The organism is Pseudomonas sp. SG20052 (assembly GCF_031766055.1).
GTDB lineage: Bacteria > Pseudomonadota > Gammaproteobacteria > Pseudomonadales > Pseudomonadaceae > Aquipseudomonas > Aquipseudomonas mandelii.
The window spans coordinates 3,733,628-3,750,561 of record NZ_CP134498.1 but is presented as its reverse complement, the minus strand read 5'-3'; the positions used below and the strand labels follow the sequence as shown (position 1 = coordinate 3,750,561).

General features: G+C 59.7%; 13 protein-coding genes. 9 read left to right on the top strand and 4 right to left on the bottom strand.

Annotated elements, in window-relative coordinates; translation table 11 throughout:
* Window positions 1-37 precede the first annotated feature (37 nt).
* The 7 genes from RHP74_RS17160 (at window position 38) to RHP74_RS17130 (ending at window position 5,838) form a co-directional block, all read left to right on the top strand.
* A complete protein-coding gene (locus RHP74_RS17160; protein ID WP_008015908.1) occupies window positions 38-700 on the top strand; it encodes an amino acid ABC transporter permease in 663 nt (220 codons plus the stop codon).
* A 9-nt stretch (window positions 701-709) separates the two neighbouring features.
* Entirely contained in the window at window positions 710-1,372 is a 663-nt protein-coding gene (locus RHP74_RS17155) for an amino acid ABC transporter permease (protein ID WP_077747697.1), read from the top strand.
* A complete protein-coding gene (locus tag RHP74_RS17150) occupies window positions 1,369-2,160 on the top strand; it encodes an amino acid ABC transporter ATP-binding protein (RefSeq protein ID WP_077747698.1) in 792 nt (263 codons plus the stop codon). The genes RHP74_RS17155 and RHP74_RS17150 overlap by 4 nt, the downstream gene beginning before the upstream one ends.
* 32 nt (window positions 2,161-2,192) lie before the next feature.
* Window positions 2,193-2,582 carry a RidA family protein gene (locus RHP74_RS17145; RefSeq protein WP_010460883.1) on the top strand — a complete coding sequence of 130 codons (390 nt, stop codon included), beginning with the start codon at window positions 2,193-2,195 and terminating at the stop codon, window positions 2,580-2,582.
* 157 nt (window positions 2,583-2,739) lie between these two features.
* Window positions 2,740-3,504 (top strand): IclR family transcriptional regulator, encoded by a 765-nt coding sequence (locus tag RHP74_RS17140; RefSeq protein WP_010460880.1) that lies wholly within the window; start codon window positions 2,740-2,742, stop codon window positions 3,502-3,504.
* Window positions 3,505-3,543: 39 nt separating this feature from the next.
* The gene (locus RHP74_RS17135; protein ID WP_288112597.1) at window positions 3,544-4,761 is read left to right on the top strand and encodes an amino acid deaminase; all 1,218 of its coding nucleotides are present in this window, start codon (window positions 3,544-3,546) and stop codon (window positions 4,759-4,761) included.
* A 141-nt stretch (window positions 4,762-4,902) separates the two neighbouring features.
* Window positions 4,903-5,838, top strand: coding sequence for a sugar kinase (locus tag RHP74_RS17130; RefSeq protein WP_083376588.1), 936 nt, complete (start codon window positions 4,903-4,905; stop codon window positions 5,836-5,838).
* 121 nt (window positions 5,839-5,959) lie between these two features.
* On the opposite strand, the gene RHP74_RS17125 is transcribed toward RHP74_RS17130, so the two are convergent.
* On the bottom strand, window positions 5,960-6,235 hold the full coding sequence (locus RHP74_RS17125; RefSeq protein WP_007898282.1) for a peptidylprolyl isomerase: 276 nt from the start codon (window positions 6,233-6,235) through the stop codon (window positions 5,960-5,962).
* Window positions 6,236-6,301: 66 nt separating this feature from the next.
* Window positions 6,302-8,839 (bottom strand): PAS domain-containing protein, encoded by a 2,538-nt coding sequence (locus RHP74_RS17120; RefSeq protein WP_288112611.1) that lies wholly within the window; start codon window positions 8,837-8,839, stop codon window positions 6,302-6,304.
* A gap of 121 nt (window positions 8,840-8,960) precedes the next feature.
* Here RHP74_RS17120 and RHP74_RS17115 point away from each other — a divergent pair, with 121 nt between their 5' ends.
* Together RHP74_RS17115 and RHP74_RS17110 are read left to right on the top strand one after the other, a co-directional pair.
* Window positions 8,961-10,070, top strand: coding sequence for a PilT/PilU family type 4a pilus ATPase (locus RHP74_RS17115; RefSeq protein WP_200666287.1), 1,110 nt, complete (start codon window positions 8,961-8,963; stop codon window positions 10,068-10,070).
* A gap of 125 nt (window positions 10,071-10,195) precedes the next feature.
* Window positions 10,196-14,056, top strand: a complete 3,861-nt coding sequence (locus tag RHP74_RS17110; protein ID WP_311095928.1) for a hypothetical protein — start codon at window positions 10,196-10,198, stop codon at window positions 14,054-14,056.
* On the opposite strand, the gene RHP74_RS17105 is transcribed toward RHP74_RS17110, so the two are convergent.
* Window positions 14,053-16,008 carry an acetoacetate--CoA ligase gene (locus RHP74_RS17105; RefSeq protein ID WP_311095927.1) on the bottom strand — a complete coding sequence of 652 codons (1,956 nt, stop codon included), beginning with the start codon at window positions 16,006-16,008 and terminating at the stop codon, window positions 14,053-14,055. The two genes, RHP74_RS17110 and RHP74_RS17105, sit on opposite strands and share 4 nt — an antisense overlap.
* Window positions 16,009-16,156: 148 nt before the next feature.
* Window positions 16,157-16,930, bottom strand: a complete 774-nt coding sequence (hbdH, locus tag RHP74_RS17100) for a 3-hydroxybutyrate dehydrogenase (protein WP_010460859.1) — start codon at window positions 16,928-16,930, stop codon at window positions 16,157-16,159.
* Between the last annotated feature and the right edge of the window lie 4 nt (window positions 16,931-16,934).

Below are 16,934 nucleotides of genomic sequence, written 5' to 3'. Positions count from 1 at the left end.
GCGCCGATGACGCGCCCCGTTCAAGGTACTGCTGACCATGAACTATCAGTTGAACTTTGCCGCCGTGTGGCGCGATTTCGACACCTTGCTGGCGGGGCTCGGTCTGGGCCTTGAGCTGGCGCTGGTGTCGATCGCCATCGGTTGCGTGATCGGCCTGATGATGGCGTTTGCTTTGCTGTCAAAGCACCGTGCATTGCGGGTGCTGGCGTCGGTGTATGTGACGGTGATCCGTAATACGCCGATTCTGGTGTTGATTCTGTTGATCTACTTCGCCTTGCCGAGCCTGGGGATCCGGCTGGACAAGATCCCGTCGTTCATCATCACCCTGTCGCTGTACGCCGGGGCGTACCTGACTGAAGTGTTCCGTGGTGGCTTGTTGAGCATTCCCAAGGGGCAGCGTGAAGCGGGCCTGGCGATCGGGTTGGGCGAGTGGCAGGTCAAGGCCTACGTCACCGTGCCGGTGATGCTGCGCAATGTGTTGCCGGCCTTGTCGAACAACTTCATTTCGCTGTTCAAGGACACCTCGCTGGCCGCCGCGATTGCGGTGCCGGAGCTGACTTACTACGCACGCAAGATCAATGTCGAGAGCTACCGGGTGATCGAAACCTGGCTGGTGACCACAGCGCTCTATGTTGCGGCCTGTTACCTCATTGCCATGATGCTGCGTTACCTCGAGCAGCGTCTGGCGATCCGCCGATAGGAGGCCACCATGTACGAATCCCCCAGTTGGTTGCATGAGTTATGGGTGGCGCGGGAAGTTCTGTGGCAGGGCTTTTTGACCAGTGTGCAGGTCTCGGCCCTGGCGATTTTGCTGGGTACGATGGTCGGTATTGTTACCGGTCTGGTGCTGACCTACGGCAAGTTCTGGATGCGCGCACCGTTCCGGTTTTACGTGGACATTATTCGCGGCACACCAGTGTTTGTACTGGTGCTGGCCTGCTTCTACATGGCGCCCGCATTGGGCTGGCAAATCAGCGCGTTTCAGGCCGGTGCCTTGGGGCTGACGCTGTTCTGCGGCTCCCACGTCGCGGAGATTGTGCGCGGCGCGTTGCAAGCGTTGCCCAGTGGCCAGATGGAGGCAAGCAAGGCCATCGGCCTGACGTTTTATCAGGCGCTCGGCTACGTGTTGTTGCCCCAGGCGTTGCGGCAGATCCTGCCGACCTGGGTCAACTCGTCGACCGAAATCGTCAAGGCGTCGACCTTGCTGTCGGTCATCGGTGTGGCGGAATTGTTGCTCAGCACGCAGCAGATCATCGCGCGCACCTTCATGACGCTGGAGTTTTACCTGTTCGCCGGATTTCTGTTTTTCGTCATCAACTACGCCATCGAATTACTCGGCCGGCACATTGAAAAGCGGGTGGCCTTGCCATGACTCAACCTCAAGTTTCGACACAGAACCAGGCCCTGCTGGACATTCGCGGCCTGCACAAACAGTACGGCAAGCTTGAAGTGCTCAAGGGCGTCGACCTGACCATGCAGCGCGGCAACGTGGTCACGCTGATCGGCTCCAGCGGCTCGGGCAAGACCACGCTGCTGCGTTGCGTGAACATGCTCGAAGAATTCCAGGGCGGGCAGATCGTGCTCGATGGCGAGTCCATCGGCTATGACGAGGTCAACGGCAAGCGCGTGCGTCACCCGGAAAAAGTCATCGCCCGGCACCGGGCAATGACCGGCATGGCGTTTCAGCAGTTCAACCTGTTCCCGCACCTGACCGCGCTGCAGAACGTCACCCTTGGCTTGCTCAAGGTCAAGAAACTGCACAAGGACGAAGCGGTGGCGCTGGCGGAGAAATGGCTGGAGCGGGTTGGCCTGCTGGAGCGTCGTGATCACTATCCCGGCCAGTTGTCCGGCGGTCAGCAACAGCGCGTGGCGATTGCCCGGGCGATTGCGATGAACCCGAGCCTGATGCTGTTCGACGAAGTGACCTCGGCCCTGGACCCGGAACTGGTCGGCGAAGTGCTGAACGTGATCAAGGGCCTGGCCGACGAAGGCATGACCATGTTGCTGGTCACCCACGAGATGCGTTTTGCCTTCGAGGTCTCGGACAAGATCGTCTTCATGAACCAGGGGCGGATCGAAGAGCAGGGGCCTCCCAAGGAGCTGTTCGAACGCCCGCAATCGCCGCGTCTTGCCGAATTTCTCAAGAACACGCGGTTTTAACTTTTATATTTTTTCGATCAGGAGAAACACTCATGAGCATTACTCGTTACGGCACCGGCAGCACCGCCGCTGGCGGTCAGCCTCGCCCTTTCGCCCGAGCCGTTGAAGCCGATGGCTGGCTGCACGTTTCCGGGCAGGTGCCGGCGGTGGACGGCGAGATCATTACCGGTGGCATCGTCGAGCAGACCCACCAGGCCATGAAGAACCTGATCGCGATTCTCGAAGAGGCCGGTTATGGCCTGGAAGACGTGGTGCGTGCTGGCGTGTGGCTGGAGGATCCGCGGGATTTCACCAGTTTCAACAAGGTCTTCTCCGAGTACTTCAAAAGCGAGCACGCACCAGCCCGGGCCTGTGTGCAGGCGAACATGATGGTCGATTGCAAGGTCGAGATCGACTGCATCGCGTACAAGAAAAAGGCCTGAGCCTAATGATCGATCCCACGCTCTGCGGGGGAATGCAGCCCGGGGCGCTCCGCGTCGCAAAGCGGACGCAGAGCGTCCATTGAGGCATTCCCACGCCGAGCGTGGGAACGATCATTAGCGGTAAACTCCCCGGCGAATTTGTATGGGAACCACTGACATGACCGAAGACACCATCAAGCGCCGGGCTCGCGGTCTGGACCGGGCGTTCGATATCCTCGATTTCCTCAAGGAAGTCGGCAAACCGCTGCGCCCGAATGAAATCGCCAGCGGCATCGACAGCCCGAAATCCACGATCTACGAACTGGTCGCTTCCCTGCTGGAGCGTCGCATTCTCGAACCCGTGGGCAAGGACGGTCACGTCTACCTCGGCCGTCAGTTGTACTTTCTCGGGCAAGCGCATTTGCGCCATTTCGACCTGACCCGCGAAGCCGATCACGCTTTGCAGGACATCGTCAGCCAGACCCATGAAACCGCGCAGATGTGCCTGCTTAACGGGCGCAAATACACCGTCGCGCTGATGAAAGAGGGCGAGCGGCATTTCCGTATTTCCTCGGACATCGGCGAGAACGCGCCAATCCCCTGGACTGCTTCCGGGCGCCTGCTGCTGGCGCACCTGAGTGATCAGGAGATCATTGACCTGATCGACCACGACGACTTCATCCTGCCCGACGGCGAACGCCTGCCGCTGGAGCAGTTTCTCAAGGAAATCCGTCAGGCCGGTATCGATGGCTTCTTCTCTTTCGATAGCGTCGCCGACACCTTCACCCATTGCTTCGCCGCCCCGGTCAAAGACCCGAGCGGCGTGGCCATTGCGACCCTGTGCATCGTCGCCCCACGGGACGACGCCAAGAACAATTACAACGACTATCGCCGGGTGCTGATCGACAGCGCCAATAGCCTGGCCCGGCGTATCAACGAATAAAAGCGGCTGCCCGCAGCCGCGAACGTGAGGAGTTCGACCATGTCTTCTGCCCAAAACACTGCGGCTGTGGAAAAGGGCTTTGCCCAGACTGGCGCCAATCTCGTGCGCGACGTCAGCCTGCCTGCGCTGGTGCTGCACCGCGAAGCGCTGGAGCACAACATTCGCTGGATGCAGGCGTTTGTCAGCAACAGCGGCGCGGAACTCGCGCCCCACGGCAAAACCAGCATGACGCCCGCTCTGTTCCGTCGCCAACTGGACGCCGGCGCCTGGGGCATCACCCTGGCCAGCGCCACGCAAACCCGCGCGGCCTATGCCCACGGTGTGCGTCGGGTGCTGATGGCCAACCAATTGGTCGGTACGCCGAACATGGCGCTGATCGCCGACTTGCTGGCGGACCCGACGTTCGACTTCCATTGCATGGTCGATCACCCGGACAACGTTGCTGACCTGGGCGCGTACTTCGCCTCGCGCGGTGTGCGCCTGAACGTGATGATCGAGTATGGCGTGGTCGGCGGTCGTTGCGGTTGCCGCAGTGAAGCGGAAGTGGTCGCGCTGGCCAAAGCCATCGGCGCTCAACCGGCGCTGGCACTGACCGGCATCGAAGGCTACGAGGGCGTGATCCACGGTGATCATGCGGTCACAGGCATTCGTGAATTCGCCGCCTCCCTGGTGCGCCTGGCCGTGCAGTTGCAGGACAGCGGCGCCTTTGCGATTCCCAAGCCGATCATCACCGCGTCGGGTTCGGCCTGGTACGACTTGATCGCCGAATCCTTCGAAGCGCAGAACGCGGGTGGACGTTTCCTCAGCGTGTTGCGCCCCGGCAGCTACGTGGCTCACGACCATGGCATCTACAAGGAAGCGCAATGCTGCGTGCTCGACCGCCGCAGCGATCTGCACGAGGGCCTGCGCCCGGCGCTGGAAGTCTGGGCGCATGTGCAGTCGTTGCCGGAGCCGGGTTTCGCGGTGGTCGCCCTGGGCAAACGCGACGTCGCCTACGACGCGGGGTTGCCGGTGCCGCTGCTGCGTTACAAGGCCGGCGTGGTGCCTGCCACCGGTGACGATGTCAGCGCCTGCAAAGTGACGGCGGTGATGGACCAGCACGCGTTCATGACCGTGGCGCCGGGGGTTGAGTTGCGGGTGGGCGACATCATTTCGTTCGGCACCTCGCACCCGTGCCTGACGTTCGACAAGTGGCGCACGGGGTGTCTGGTGGATGAGCAGCTGAACGTCATCGAAACCATGGAAACCTGTTTCTAAGGCTTCGGACCGAGGCACGGCCTTCGCCAGCAAGCCCGCTCCTACAGGGATCTTGTGAACACTGAAGATCCAATGTGGGAGTGAGCCTGCTCGCGATGGCATCCTCCCAGACAACACCGCAATACCAGAGACCCCACAACAATGAACACCATCAACACCCTCGGCCCCAACACCCCGCGCATCGCCTTGATCGGCGAATGCATGATCGAGCTGCAACAACGCGCCGATGGCACGCTGCAACAGAGCTTCGGCGGCGATACCTTGAACACTGCGGTCTACCTGTCCCGGGAACTCGGCACCCGCGGCATCGTCGATTACGTCACTGCACTGGGCGACGACAGTTTCAGCGATGCCATGTGCCAGACCTGGGCCGACGAACACATCGGGTTGGGCATGGTTCAGCGCCTGCCCGGGCGACTGCCCGGTTTGTACTGCATCCAGACTGATGCGGCGGGCGAGCGCCGCTTCCTCTATTGGCGTAACGAAGCGGCCGTGCGCGACTGCTTCACCACCCCGGCCGCCGCGCCGATCCTGGCCGCGCTGCCGGATTACGACGTGCTGTATTTCAGCGGCATCACCCTGGCGGTGCTCGGCGTGCAAGGTCGGGTGAAGCTGCTGGAAACCCTGATCGAGGCCCGCCAGCGGGATGCGCGGATCGTGTTCGACAACAACTACCGGCCACGCTTGTGGGCGTCAGTCGAAGAGGCGCGGGCGGCTTATCGCAGCGTCTTGCCCTATGTCGATCTGGCGTTGCTGACCGTCGATGACGAGCAGGCGCTGTTTCATTTTTCCGATGGCGAGGCGGTGTTTGCCGCTTACGAGCAGATTGGCACCCCCGAAGTGGTGCTCAAGCGTGGCGCCGAGGCGTGTCTGATTCGCTGTGATGGCGAGTCGTTCGAGGTGCCCGCGCAGAAGGTCGAGCGCGTGGTGGACACCACGGCGGCGGGGGATTCGTTCAGCGCGGCGTATTTGGCCAGTCGGCTCAAGGGTGGAAGTGCGGTTGAGGCGGCCGAGGCGGGGCATCGGTTGGCGAGTCGGGTGATTCAAGTGCCTGGAGCACTGATTCCCAAAGATTGAAATAAGCTTTTGTGGCAAGGGAGCTTGCTCCCGTTCGGGTGCGCAGCAGCCGTAAATTGGGGCCGCTACGCAGCCCAGCGGGAGCAAGCTCCCTCGCCACAGGGCCTTTAAGCCAAACCCATCAATCCCGGTAAAACACCTGCACCAGGTGATACCCGAACTTGCTCTTGATCGGCCCATGCACCACCCGTAGCGGTTTTTTGAAGATCACCGCGTCGATCACCCCGACCATTTGCCCGGGCCGCACTTCACCCAGGTCGCCCCCGCGTTTGCCGGACGGGCAGGTGGAGTACTTCTTGGCCAGCACATCAAAGGCTTCGCCCTTGGCGATGCGTTGTTTGAGCTGCTCGGCTTCTTCCGAGGTTTTCACCAGAATATGGCGGGCTTGAGCTTTCATGGGGGGTATACCTTGCAACGGTGGTGGCTATGTTGATGCCAGCGGGGCGCGCGATTATGCCTCAACTCACTCGGGTTGGCCGATCATCGTGCGAATCTTGTTGGCCAACAGGTCAATGGAAAACGGTTTGGCGACCATGTCCATGCCTTCTTCCAGGAAGCCTTGGCGTTCGGCGGCTTTCTCCGCGTAACCGGTCATGAACAGGACCTTGAGTTCGGGACGGTGCTGGCGAGCGATCTCTGCCAGTTGCCGGCCGTTCATGCCCGGCAGGCCTACGTCGGTCACCAGCAGATCGACCCTCAGGTCGGATTCCAGCAAGGGCAGGGCGGTCTTCGCATCCTCGGCTTCGTGGGCGTGATAACCCAGCTCGTTGAGCAGGTCGAGCACCAGCATGCGCACCGCCGGATCGTCTTCCACCAACACCACGGTTTCGCCGGCAATCGCCGCCGGAGCCTCGCCCGTGAACGGCAGCAGTACTTTTTCCGGTTCCGTGGCGTGCAATCGGGGCAAGTAAAGGCGAACGCTGGTGCCCTTGCCCGGCAAACTGAACAGGCTGACATGCCCGCCCGACTGCTGGGCGAACCCATAAATCATCGACAATCCAAGGCCGGTACCCTGGCCGATGGGTTTGGTGGTGAAGAACGGGTCGAACGCCTTGGCCAGCACCGACGGTGTCATCCCGGTGCCGTTATCGCTGACGGCAATCATCACGTAATCCCCGGCCTTGACCGGTTCCAACGTGGTGATGTCGCTGCCGTCGAGGTAAACGTTGGCGGTTTCGATCAGCAACTCGCCGCCATCGGGCATGGCGTCCCGGGCGTTGATGACGAGGTTGAGCAGAGCGTTTTCCAGTTGGCTGACGTCAGTGCTCACCGGCCAGACCTCGCCGGCCAGCAGCAGTTTGAGTTCGATGTGATCGCCCTTGGTCCGGCTGAACAAGTCTTCCAGGGAGTGCACCAGGTCATTGGCGTTCAGCGGCCGGCGATCCAGCGACTGACGCCGGGAAAACGCCAGTAGCCGATGGGTCAGGGCGGCGGCACGATTGGCCGAGGACACCGCGGCTTCGGTGAAACGGCCAATCTCGGCGGCGCGCCCTTCCGCGATATAGCGCTGCATCAGATCGAGGCTGCCGATGATCCCGGTCAGCATGTTGTTGAAGTCGTGGGCGATGCCGCCGGTGAGCTGCCCGACCGCCTCCATTTTCTGTGCATGGCGCAAGGCGTCTTCCGCGCGTTCACGCTCGAACATCTCGTTTTGCAGCCGTTGGTTGGCTTCGGCCAACTGCTGGGTGCGGGCCGCGACCCGTTCCTCAAGGGTATCGTTGAGATTGCGCAGGGCTTCTTCCGTCTGTTTGCGCTCGGTTTCGTCAATGACAAAGATGTAGAAACCATTCACCGTGCCGTCGGCACCGTGGCGCGGCAAGTAATTCATCAAGGCATGGCGGTTACTGCCGTCCCGGTGCGGGGTATTGATGCTGAAACAGCAAGACTTGCCCGTCAGCGCCAGGGCAATGTGTTCGGCGCGCAAGGCATAGGCTTCTTCGCCCAGCACTTCACGAATGGTGCGGCCATAGAGTTCCTGCGGTGTCAGGCCATACCAGTCCAGATAAGCGGCGTTGTTCAAGCGAAAGCGTTCCTCGCTGTCCACGTAGCTGATCAGGATGGGCATGGCGTTGATGATCAGCTGCAACTCGGTCTGGCTCTGGCGCAGGGCTTGCTCGGTGAGCTTGCGTTCGGTCAGATCCAGCGCGGCGCCAAGGAAGCGGATCGGCCGGCCATGGTGGTCCTTGTAGCAGCGACCGCGGGCAAACACCCAGCGCAGGTGACCGCTGGGTTGCAGCAAGCGATATTCCTCGGCGTACTCGGTGCCGTGGGTGATGGAATATTTGATGCTGCGGGCGACCATGGCGCGATCTTCCGGGTGCACGGCCTGGAGGTAGGCGCTGATGGGCAGCTGACTGGCGAGCAGCGGGTCGATGTTGTGCAGTTCGGCGAAATGCGCATCGGCGATGAAGCGATCTTCGCCAATGTCCCAATCCCAGGTGCCGACGGCGTCGGTGGCCGCCAGCGCCAGTTGCAGGCGCTGTTCGGTTTCGTGCTGGGCCTTGAGACTGGCGGCCGACCGCTGTTCCAGTTCCAGCGCGATGCGTCGGCGTTCATTGGTTTCGATGGCGGTGACCAGAATGCCAGCAACCTCAGCGTTTTCATCGCGGATCGGGCTGTAGGTCAGGTCCAGCCAGAAGTCGGAATCACCTTCGTCGCGTTGCAAGGTAAAACGTTGTTCGCTGTAGGTACGCACCTGGCCTTGTAGGACAGCGCTGTAAATGGGGTTGGTAAAGTCCTGAAGTTCTGGCCAGATCTGGTGCGTCGGTTGTCCGAAAGCGTGTGGATGCTTGCTGCCGGCGAGGAGGGCAAAGCCGTCGTTGTAGATCTGCGTGAGGTGCGGCCCCCACAGCAACAGCATCGGCATCGGTGAATGAATCACGATGTCCACGGCAGTGCGCAGGCTCTGTGGCCAGGTGCTGGCAGCGCCCAGCGGGGTGCGTGTCCAGTCCAGTCTGGCGATCAAGGCCTGTGCATCGCTGCCCGTCAGTGTTGCGTTCATCAAATTGTCCTGCACTTAAGTCGGTGGCGCGGCGTCTACTATCCTTGCAGGGCGGTAGACGCTGGATGACCTGCCATGGGTCATTACTTTTTCATTGAATGCTTCGCGGGTGTTTTTTGCCATGGAAATCGATGCACTGTTGCAGATACTGTCTGACCGGAATGGATCCGATCTCTATCTTTCCACCGGCGCACCACCCAGTGCGCGGTTCGACGGTGTGCTCAAGCCGCTGACCGACCAGCCATTCAAGCCGGGAGCAGTCGCGGCCATTGCCGAGTCCATCATGGACGCCGAACAGCGCCTGGAGTTCGATCGGGAACTGGAGATGAACCTGGCAATCTCCCTGGCGGGTATCGGGCGCTTTCGGGTCAACATCTTCAAGCAACGCAACGATGTGTCAATCGTGGCACGCAACATCAAGCTCGACATTCCGCGTTTCGAAGACCTCAAACTACCGGCGGTGCTGCTCGAAACCGTGATGCTCAAACAAGGATTGATACTGTTCGTCGGCGCCACCGATTGCGGCAAGTCAACCTCTCTCGCGGCGCTGATCGATTACCGCAACCGCCACAGCACTGGCCATATCGTCACCATCGAAGACCCGATCGAGTACATCCATCGGCACAAGCAGTCGATCATCAACCAGCGTGAGGTCGGCGTCGATACCCGCAGTTTTCATGCTGCCCTGAAAAACACCCTGCGCCAGGCCCCGGACGTGGTACTGATCGGCGAAATCCGCGACCGCGAAACCATGGAGCACGCGCTGGCGTTTGCCGATACGGGCCATCTGGTGATCTCGACGTTGCACGCGCACAACGCCCATCAGGCGCTGGACCGCATCATCAATTTCTTTCCCGAAGAGCGGCGGACGCAGTTGCTGCATGACTTGAGCAACAATCTGAAAGCGTTTGTTTCCCAACGATTGGTGCGGACCCTTGACGGTCAGCGCAGGGCGGCAGTGGAAGTGATGTTGGGAACACCCACGATCGGTGACTTGATAAGGCGCAATCAACTGGACGAACTTAAAGACATCATGGAAAAGTCCGCAGAGTTCGGTATGCAGACGTTCGATGGCGCACTGTATGCACTGGTGATGGAAGGCGCAATCAGTGAGGAAGAGGCGCTAAAACATGCGGACTCGCTGAGCAATCTGAAGTTGCGCCTCAAGCTGTATGGCGGTGGGCCTTCGACCGCCAATGCGCCCATTGGGGACTGGGGGTTAGTGGATTGATGAGGTGGGTAAGGCGGCGACGATGAAATGTTGTCTTATGAAGTTTTACTGTTTAGTTAATTTTTGGTGGGTCAGGATTCACCTTCGATTAATGAATCAGTGAACTAAATACATAAGGTTGTTTTATGGTTGTTAAGTTGAAATATAAAGACTATCCGTTGTCCGGAGCCGTTTCCGAAGTCCAGCACCAGTGGTTAAGGGCCGATGCCGCTGAACGACAAGTGGTCGCGCGCTTGTTGCAAAGTGTCTTCGAGGATCAAGAGGATGAAGGGCCGTACTGTTGGCAAGGTTATGAGTTTGAGCTGGCAAAAGGTTCTTCGCTGTATGAAGTCCATATGCCGGGGCGAGTGGCATGGAATAACCTGGCCAACTACACGGTCGTAATGGACGAACTCCGTCGCCACCGTCCGGAGAATATGGCGGCAACCCGTATTAACGAAAACGGCGGACTTGAGATCTTCCGAAAAGACCGGCAAGTGTGGGAAGTCGTCGACGTGAATATCGTCCAGGCGTCGCACTATTATCAAAAGCTGCTGGTGGTAGGTGATATTGCCAGGCAAGCCGGTGGATACATTTACACCGAAGATTTCGTCGATGTGGACCAATGGCTGAGGTTTCATGGCCTGACGGTTCCAACGAACGCGAGCGAAACCAGAAACCTGATCGCGCTTTTCGAGTTTGATCCTGATGTCGATGAGTTGGGGCACTATTGGGGGCAGTTGGTTACGGATGATTCATCGTTAGCCGTCTTGTCGGCTGAGCAACGGACCGCCATTCGGCAGGTTACTCAGCGTGTTACCCAGAACACCAGACTGCTGGACATGTTGTACCGCGAAACGGGACGCGCCGTTGCGACACACGAAAATGCCGCCGAGCGGATCGTCGCGTTGGTCAAGCATCCGGTGGCCCAGGCCTGTGCCAGGCAGATTCTGGAAGCGTCGGACTGGTTCGGCGCGCATCCCGGGCAGAACGTCTCTGCGCAAGATCTCGAGCAACTGCTGGTCACCAGCCTGTTGCTGGATCTTTATCCGTCTCTTGGTAGCACCGGGGACCGCAAGAGTCTCGGTGGTTTCGCTTTATATGCGCCGAGCAACGTAGAGCGGTCGCCGGCCATGGTCCGCGAAGAGCTGCAAGCCTTTCTCTATACCAAGGGCTGGGTTGATCCTGCGGCGGCGCCACTGGCGTGTCATCTGCTGCTGGCGGACATTGCGCCGGAATTTCTGGTCAGGGGCGTGCCATCGTCGATGACGATGGGCTCGGTTGCCTGGGTAACCTTTTGCCATGGCGTTGCCTTGGCGGAAGCGGTCAGGAAGGGCGCGTCGCGTGTGCTGACGTATGCGCAAATCATGGCGTATGTCGAACTGGAGCCTGTCAGCGAGCCGCTGTCCCGACTGAGGGATTTGGCAATGATCGATCCGATCGTCGACTGGGCACTGATCAACAGCGTTATCAGCGCAAGCGAGCTGACTCAAGCGGCAAAGGACAGCACCGAGCGGGCCATCACCGCGTTCCAGGCATATGCGGAAAACTTCACCCATCTGGCGCGCGTCTATTCCATCCCGATGCCCAACCGCGAAACCATCGCGCGCGAAGCCTTGCAAGGAGCGGTGCCGGAGTGTGATTTTCTCGACGATAAAGTGCTCTATCAACACCCCGGCCTTTATGCGTCCTCCAACCCCATGTCCATGGTCGAGTTGCACATGTCGGCGGATCTGGAAGGTGGCCAGTGGAATTTTCCTGCGGTCTTCCCCGATAAAGTTATTTCCGGGACCCCTGATTTGTTGGCCGGTATCACCCATTACAAAAGACCAACTCGGTACGACCCCTCCGTCACTAGCCTTTATAGTCGCTTTCCAAGGTTGCGGAGCCTGCCTCCCAACAATGTCGAGTTCCATCGCCAATTGCGCGATTATCTCGGCCAGTTGAATAACGCGCTGGCGAGCAACATCAAGTTGGCCCTTTCACACATGCTTCCTCATGATCTGGACGTCTTTCTGAACGGAAAAATCAGCTTTTTTACCGTTCGTCTTCCGGCCACCAGAACCGAGTCTTTCTTTTCAATATCGCCGGTCCCTGTTTCAACGACTTACGAAACCCGGCAAGGTAGCGATGCTGTCAAGGGACGCTTCGGCATTGTCATGTTTGCAACTCACGCAAACACGGCGGTGTGTTATGAGTTGTTCACCTTGCGGGGTGAATTACGGAGAAACAACACGCTCGCCTCGCTGATCATCTCAACAGGTAAATTGCGAACGGCCGCGAGAATGGATTTCACCGGGGACCTGAATACGCCGGAACGACCTGCGCCCCCCGAATGGTTGCCTCTTTCTGTTATTGAATATACCGACGGCGTTTTCGCCGGGAATGACGCCAGCAGCGACATGGCAATTATTGAAAAACTGGGCGAACTCCCCGCGCCACTGCAAGTAACGGCTCGCCAGCAGAGTACTTATATGAATGTTGGCAATCCGCAACTGGCGCGAATTGCGGCGTTCGTTGTGAACAATCATCCGTTGCGCACGTTGGACGAAATCGAGTTGATGGCCACCGTGCCGACAGCGCTTGAAACCGAACGCAAAAAAGGCGAAGAGACTGCCGATTACATCGTGAATCTGGTGGTTCCGTTCAAAAAGTGCATCGAGGATTTGTCTTCCGGAGAGCACAACAAGGTCGTAGACGGGATCTACGGTTGCGTCATGGACGCCATGGCGTTGGGCGGGGCATTCGTGGGGGCGGGCGCCAAAGCGCTGAGCATCTCGTCGAAGGCGATCTCCCTGTCGTCCAAAGGCGCCCGTCTGACCAAACTGGCCTTTGTCACCTCCATTTCCCTCTTCAACCCCGTGGATGATGTGCCAACGGTGTTTTATGGTGCCGGCAAACTCATCCATAAGGGCGCGTTACGTTTCAGCAGTCAGGCTGAAGCGCTTCTTGGACTGGCGAAGTCCCAGTTGGGCAGACTCCATGGCAGCCACAAATCCTATGACCTGCTCCGCGCCGCCAGTCACGTCCACACCGGACAGGGTAGCTGGCGGCCACGTGGTGCAGTGGGTGAGACCCTGTCAGTGGTGGCCGCGCGCAACCAACTCCAATGGTATGCCCTCGACCGCCTGGGCAAAGCCTGGGGGCCCAAACTGGAGCACTTTGCCTACATGGCGCCTGTCGCCTTGCCGCGCCCAACCAAGACATTGCCTGTCAGTTACACCCGACAGTTCATTGAACAAAGTCTGCCGCGAGCCCGGACTAAAATTGAAAACGCAATCAATGCCTTGATCCACCGTGACTTTGAGGCGCAGCGCACGCTGGTCGCGAGGCTGCTGATGGGAAGCGATTCGAATGAAGCAATCAATCAGTTATTGAATTATTTGAGAGCGGTAAGGGCGGACTTCGCGGGCGTTTCCATCAGTAACTTCGTCCTTGATCCACTCAAGGACACCCACCACATTGCCGCTTTCGACACGAACGCTTACCAGCAGTGGAAAGGTGCAACCGGGCAATCCGACGCGAAGTTCGTTGAAATCTACACCGTCAATCTCAACCGTCACTTCATCGGCCAGGGTTTCAACCTTGACGTCGTCGCAGACGACTTGATCCATGAGCTGTTTCACGGACCTGCGCAGATCGGTGATGTCGCCTATGCCCGCGACGCCGGCAACGTTGGCGGTGGGCAGTCGCTGGACGTGGCGTCGCTGTTGAACCTGGCCTCCGGACAGCTTGCGGTGACAGATGGAGGCAATGCCCGTCACGCCCGTGCCAAAGCCTTTGAAAACGCCGACTCACTGGCGGTGGTCACTTCGCTGCTGAGCCAGTTGTACACCGACGAAGGCGGGTTTGACCGCAACATGTCCCTCCTGCGGAGCACGCTGGAAGCAAACCCCGAACGTGCGATTGTCGATCCGGTGCTGATCACGCTGAACAAACCCGTGACTGCGCAGAGGTTTGCACAGGGCACGGCAGCCCCGGCCCGAGCGTTCGATCGAACCGTTTAAAAAGCCAGTTCCGGCCGATCCCGAAATTGCTCCAGCGCCTCGGGATTGGCCAACGCATCGGTGTTCTTCACCTTCTGCCCATGCACCACGTTCCGCACCGCCAGCTCGACGACCTTGCCGCTGATGGTCCGTGGGATATCGGTCACCGCGACAATCTTCGCCGGTACATGCCGGGGTGTGGTGTTGGCGCGGATGACCTGGCGGATCTGCTGCTGCAAGGCTTCATCCAGTTCGACGCCGTCGCGCAACTTCACGAACAGCACCACCCGCACGTCATCCTGCCATTGCTGACCAATGGCCACGCTGTCCAGCACCTGTGGGACCTTCTCCACCTGACGATAGATTTCCGCGGTACCGATGCGCACGCCGCCAGGGTTGAGCACCGCGTCCGAGCGGCCGTGGATCATCATCGCGCCGTGGGGCAGCTGTTCGGCGTAATCGCCCTGGGCCCAGACGCCGGGAAACTGGCTGAAATATGAAGCGTGCAGCTTCTCTTGCTGCGGGTCGTTCCAGAAGCCAATGGGCATCGCCGGGAAGTGCCGGGTGCAGACCAGTTCACCTTTCTCGCCGATCACAGGCTTGCCGTCGTCATTCCAGACTTCGACCGCCATACCCAGGCTTTTGCCCTGGATTTCGCCGCGACGCACGGGCTCAAAAGGATTGCTGTTCACAAAGCACGAAACGATGTCGGTACCACCGGACATCGAGGCCAGGCACAGGTCGCTCTTGAGGTCGCGATACACGTAGTCGTAACTCTGCGGCGACAGCGCGGAACCGGTGCAAAGCAGGGTTTTCAGGCTGCTCAGGTCATGGCTTTCGCGCGGTTTGATCCCGTGAGTTTCCAGGGTGGCGAGAAATTTTGGACTGGTGCCGAAGACGCTGATGCGTTCATCGTCGATCAGGTCGATCAAACGCCGGGGGTCCGGATGGAACGGCGAGCCGTCGTACAGCACCACCGCACTGCCCACGGCCAGGGCCGAGACCAGCCAGTTCCACATCATCCATCCGCATGTCGTGTAGTAAAACAAACGGTCGCCGGGGCCGAGATCGCAATGCAGGCCGTGTTCCTTGACGTGTTGCAGCAACACGCCGCCGGTGCTGTGGACGATGCATTTCGGCACGCCGGTGGTGCCGCTGGAGTAGAGGATGTACAGCGGATGGGCGAACGGCACGGGGACGAAATCCGGCTCGCCACCGATGTCGTAAAAATCATCCCACAGCGTCACGTTGGCTCGGGTGTGGAACTGTTCGATGCGTGCCTGTGGTCGGGCATAGGGCACCAGGATCAACTGTTGCAAGGATGGCAGGCGTTCGAGGATTTCATTGACCTTGGCGGTCTGATCGATGTCCTTGCCGGCGTAGCGGTAACCGGCGCAGGTGATGAGCACTTTCGGTTCGATCTGGCCGAAGCGGTCGATGACGCCCTGGGTGCCGAAGTCCGGTGATGAGCAGGACCAGATCGCCCCCAGGCTGGTGGTGCCGAGCATGGCCACCAGAGTTTGCCAGGTATTGGGCATGCACGCGGCGACACGGTCGCCGAGGCCGACGCCAGCGGCTTTCAGACTGTTTTGAAAACCGGCGACATGCTCGGCGAGTTCCGCCCAGGTCAGGTGTTCACGCTGGCCGTTCTCGCCAATCGCAATGATCGCCACGGCATCGTCGCGACGGCGCAGCAGGTGCTCGGCGAAATTCAGGGTGGCGCCTGGGAACCACTCGGCGCTGGGCATTTGCGCGCCTTCCACCAGCACTGCGTCCGGCTGATCGTGGAAACGGATGTCGAAGAAGTCGACGATCGCCTGCCAGAAAGCTACGCGCTGATCGATGGACCATTGGTGCAGGGCGGGGTAGTCGTCGAGGTGAATGTGGTGCCGTTTAATGATGAAGCGCCGAAAGGCCTCCATGCGGGTTTTGCTGATGCGCTCGGCGCTGGGTTGCCAGAGGATGTCGGACATGGCTTGCCTCTTCTTCTATTTTCAGATTCATTCGCGGGCAAGCCTCGCTCCTACAGGTTTTGCGTCGAGCCACAAATCCGGCTGCAACCACAAAACCTGTGGGAGCGAGGCTTGCCCGCGAAGAACGATAACGCGGTTTACTGCCGAATTACTGCGCCAACCACCCACCATCAATATTCCACGCCGCGCCGCGCACCTGGCTGCCGGCCTCACTGCACAAGAACAACACCAGTTCGCCCAATTGCGGCGGGGTGACGAACTCCAGCGACGGCTGCTTCTCCGCGAGCAAATCATGCTGCGCCTGTTGCGGCTCGATCCCGGTCGCGATGCGTGCATCAATCTGCTTCTGCACCAGCGGCGTCAATACCCAGCCCGGGCAAATGGCGTTGCAGGTCACATTGGTCGTTGCCGTTTCCAGCCCGACGACCTTGGTCAAGCCGATCACGCCATGTTTGGCCGCGACATAGGCGGCTTTACCCACCGAGCCCACCTGGCCATGCACCGAGGCAATGTTGATGATCCGCCCCCAACCTTTGGTGCGCATGCCCGGCAGGCTCAAGCGGGTGCTGTGAAACACCGACGACAGGTTGATCGCAATGATCGAGTCCCAACGTTCCACGGGAAAGTCTTCTACCGCCGCTACGTGCTGGATACCGGCGTTGTTCACCAGGATGTCGACGCCGCCGAACTCACGCTCGGCATAAGCAATCATGTCGGCAATCTGCACCGGGTCGCTGACGTCGGCCGGGTGATGGCCGACCTTGCCACCGAATTGCTCGACCTCGGCAATCACTTTGGACGCATCGCCGAAACCGTTGAGAATCAGATTGGCGCCAGCCTTGGCCAGGCTCAGGGCGATGCCCAGGCCGATGCCGCTGGTGGAACCGGTGACCAGTGCAGTCTTGCCCGAAAGAGTCGTCATGAAT

Excerpts from the sequence above, each read along its gene's own strand:
- RHP74_RS17160 (WP_008015908.1), top strand. The coding sequence starts at position 38 with ATGAACTATCAGTTGAACTTTGCCGCCGTGTGGCGCGATTTCGACACC.
- RHP74_RS17155 (WP_077747697.1), top strand. The coding sequence starts at position 710 with ATGTACGAATCCCCCAGTTGGTTGCATGAGTTATGGGTGGCGCGGGAA.
- RHP74_RS17150 (WP_077747698.1), top strand. The coding sequence starts at position 1,369 with ATGACTCAACCTCAAGTTTCGACACAGAACCAGGCCCTGCTGGACATT.
- RHP74_RS17145 (WP_010460883.1), top strand. The coding sequence starts at position 2,193 with ATGAGCATTACTCGTTACGGCACCGGCAGCACCGCCGCTGGCGGTCAG.
- RHP74_RS17140 (WP_010460880.1), top strand. The coding sequence starts at position 2,740 with ATGACCGAAGACACCATCAAGCGCCGGGCTCGCGGTCTGGACCGGGCG.
- RHP74_RS17135 (WP_288112597.1), top strand. The coding sequence starts at position 3,544 with ATGTCTTCTGCCCAAAACACTGCGGCTGTGGAAAAGGGCTTTGCCCAG.
- RHP74_RS17130 (WP_083376588.1), top strand. The coding sequence starts at position 4,903 with ATGAACACCATCAACACCCTCGGCCCCAACACCCCGCGCATCGCCTTG.
- RHP74_RS17125 (WP_007898282.1), bottom strand. The coding sequence starts at position 6,235 with ATGAAAGCTCAAGCCCGCCATATTCTGGTGAAAACCTCGGAAGAAGCC.
- RHP74_RS17120 (WP_288112611.1), bottom strand. The coding sequence starts at position 8,839 with ATGAACGCAACACTGACGGGCAGCGATGCACAGGCCTTGATCGCCAGA.
- RHP74_RS17115 (WP_200666287.1), top strand. The coding sequence starts at position 8,961 with ATGGAAATCGATGCACTGTTGCAGATACTGTCTGACCGGAATGGATCC.
- RHP74_RS17110 (WP_311095928.1), top strand. The coding sequence starts at position 10,196 with ATGGTTGTTAAGTTGAAATATAAAGACTATCCGTTGTCCGGAGCCGTT.
- RHP74_RS17105 (WP_311095927.1), bottom strand. The coding sequence starts at position 16,008 with ATGTCCGACATCCTCTGGCAACCCAGCGCCGAGCGCATCAGCAAAACC.
- hbdH (WP_010460859.1), bottom strand. The coding sequence starts at position 16,930 with ATGACGACTCTTTCGGGCAAGACTGCACTGGTCACCGGTTCCACCAGC.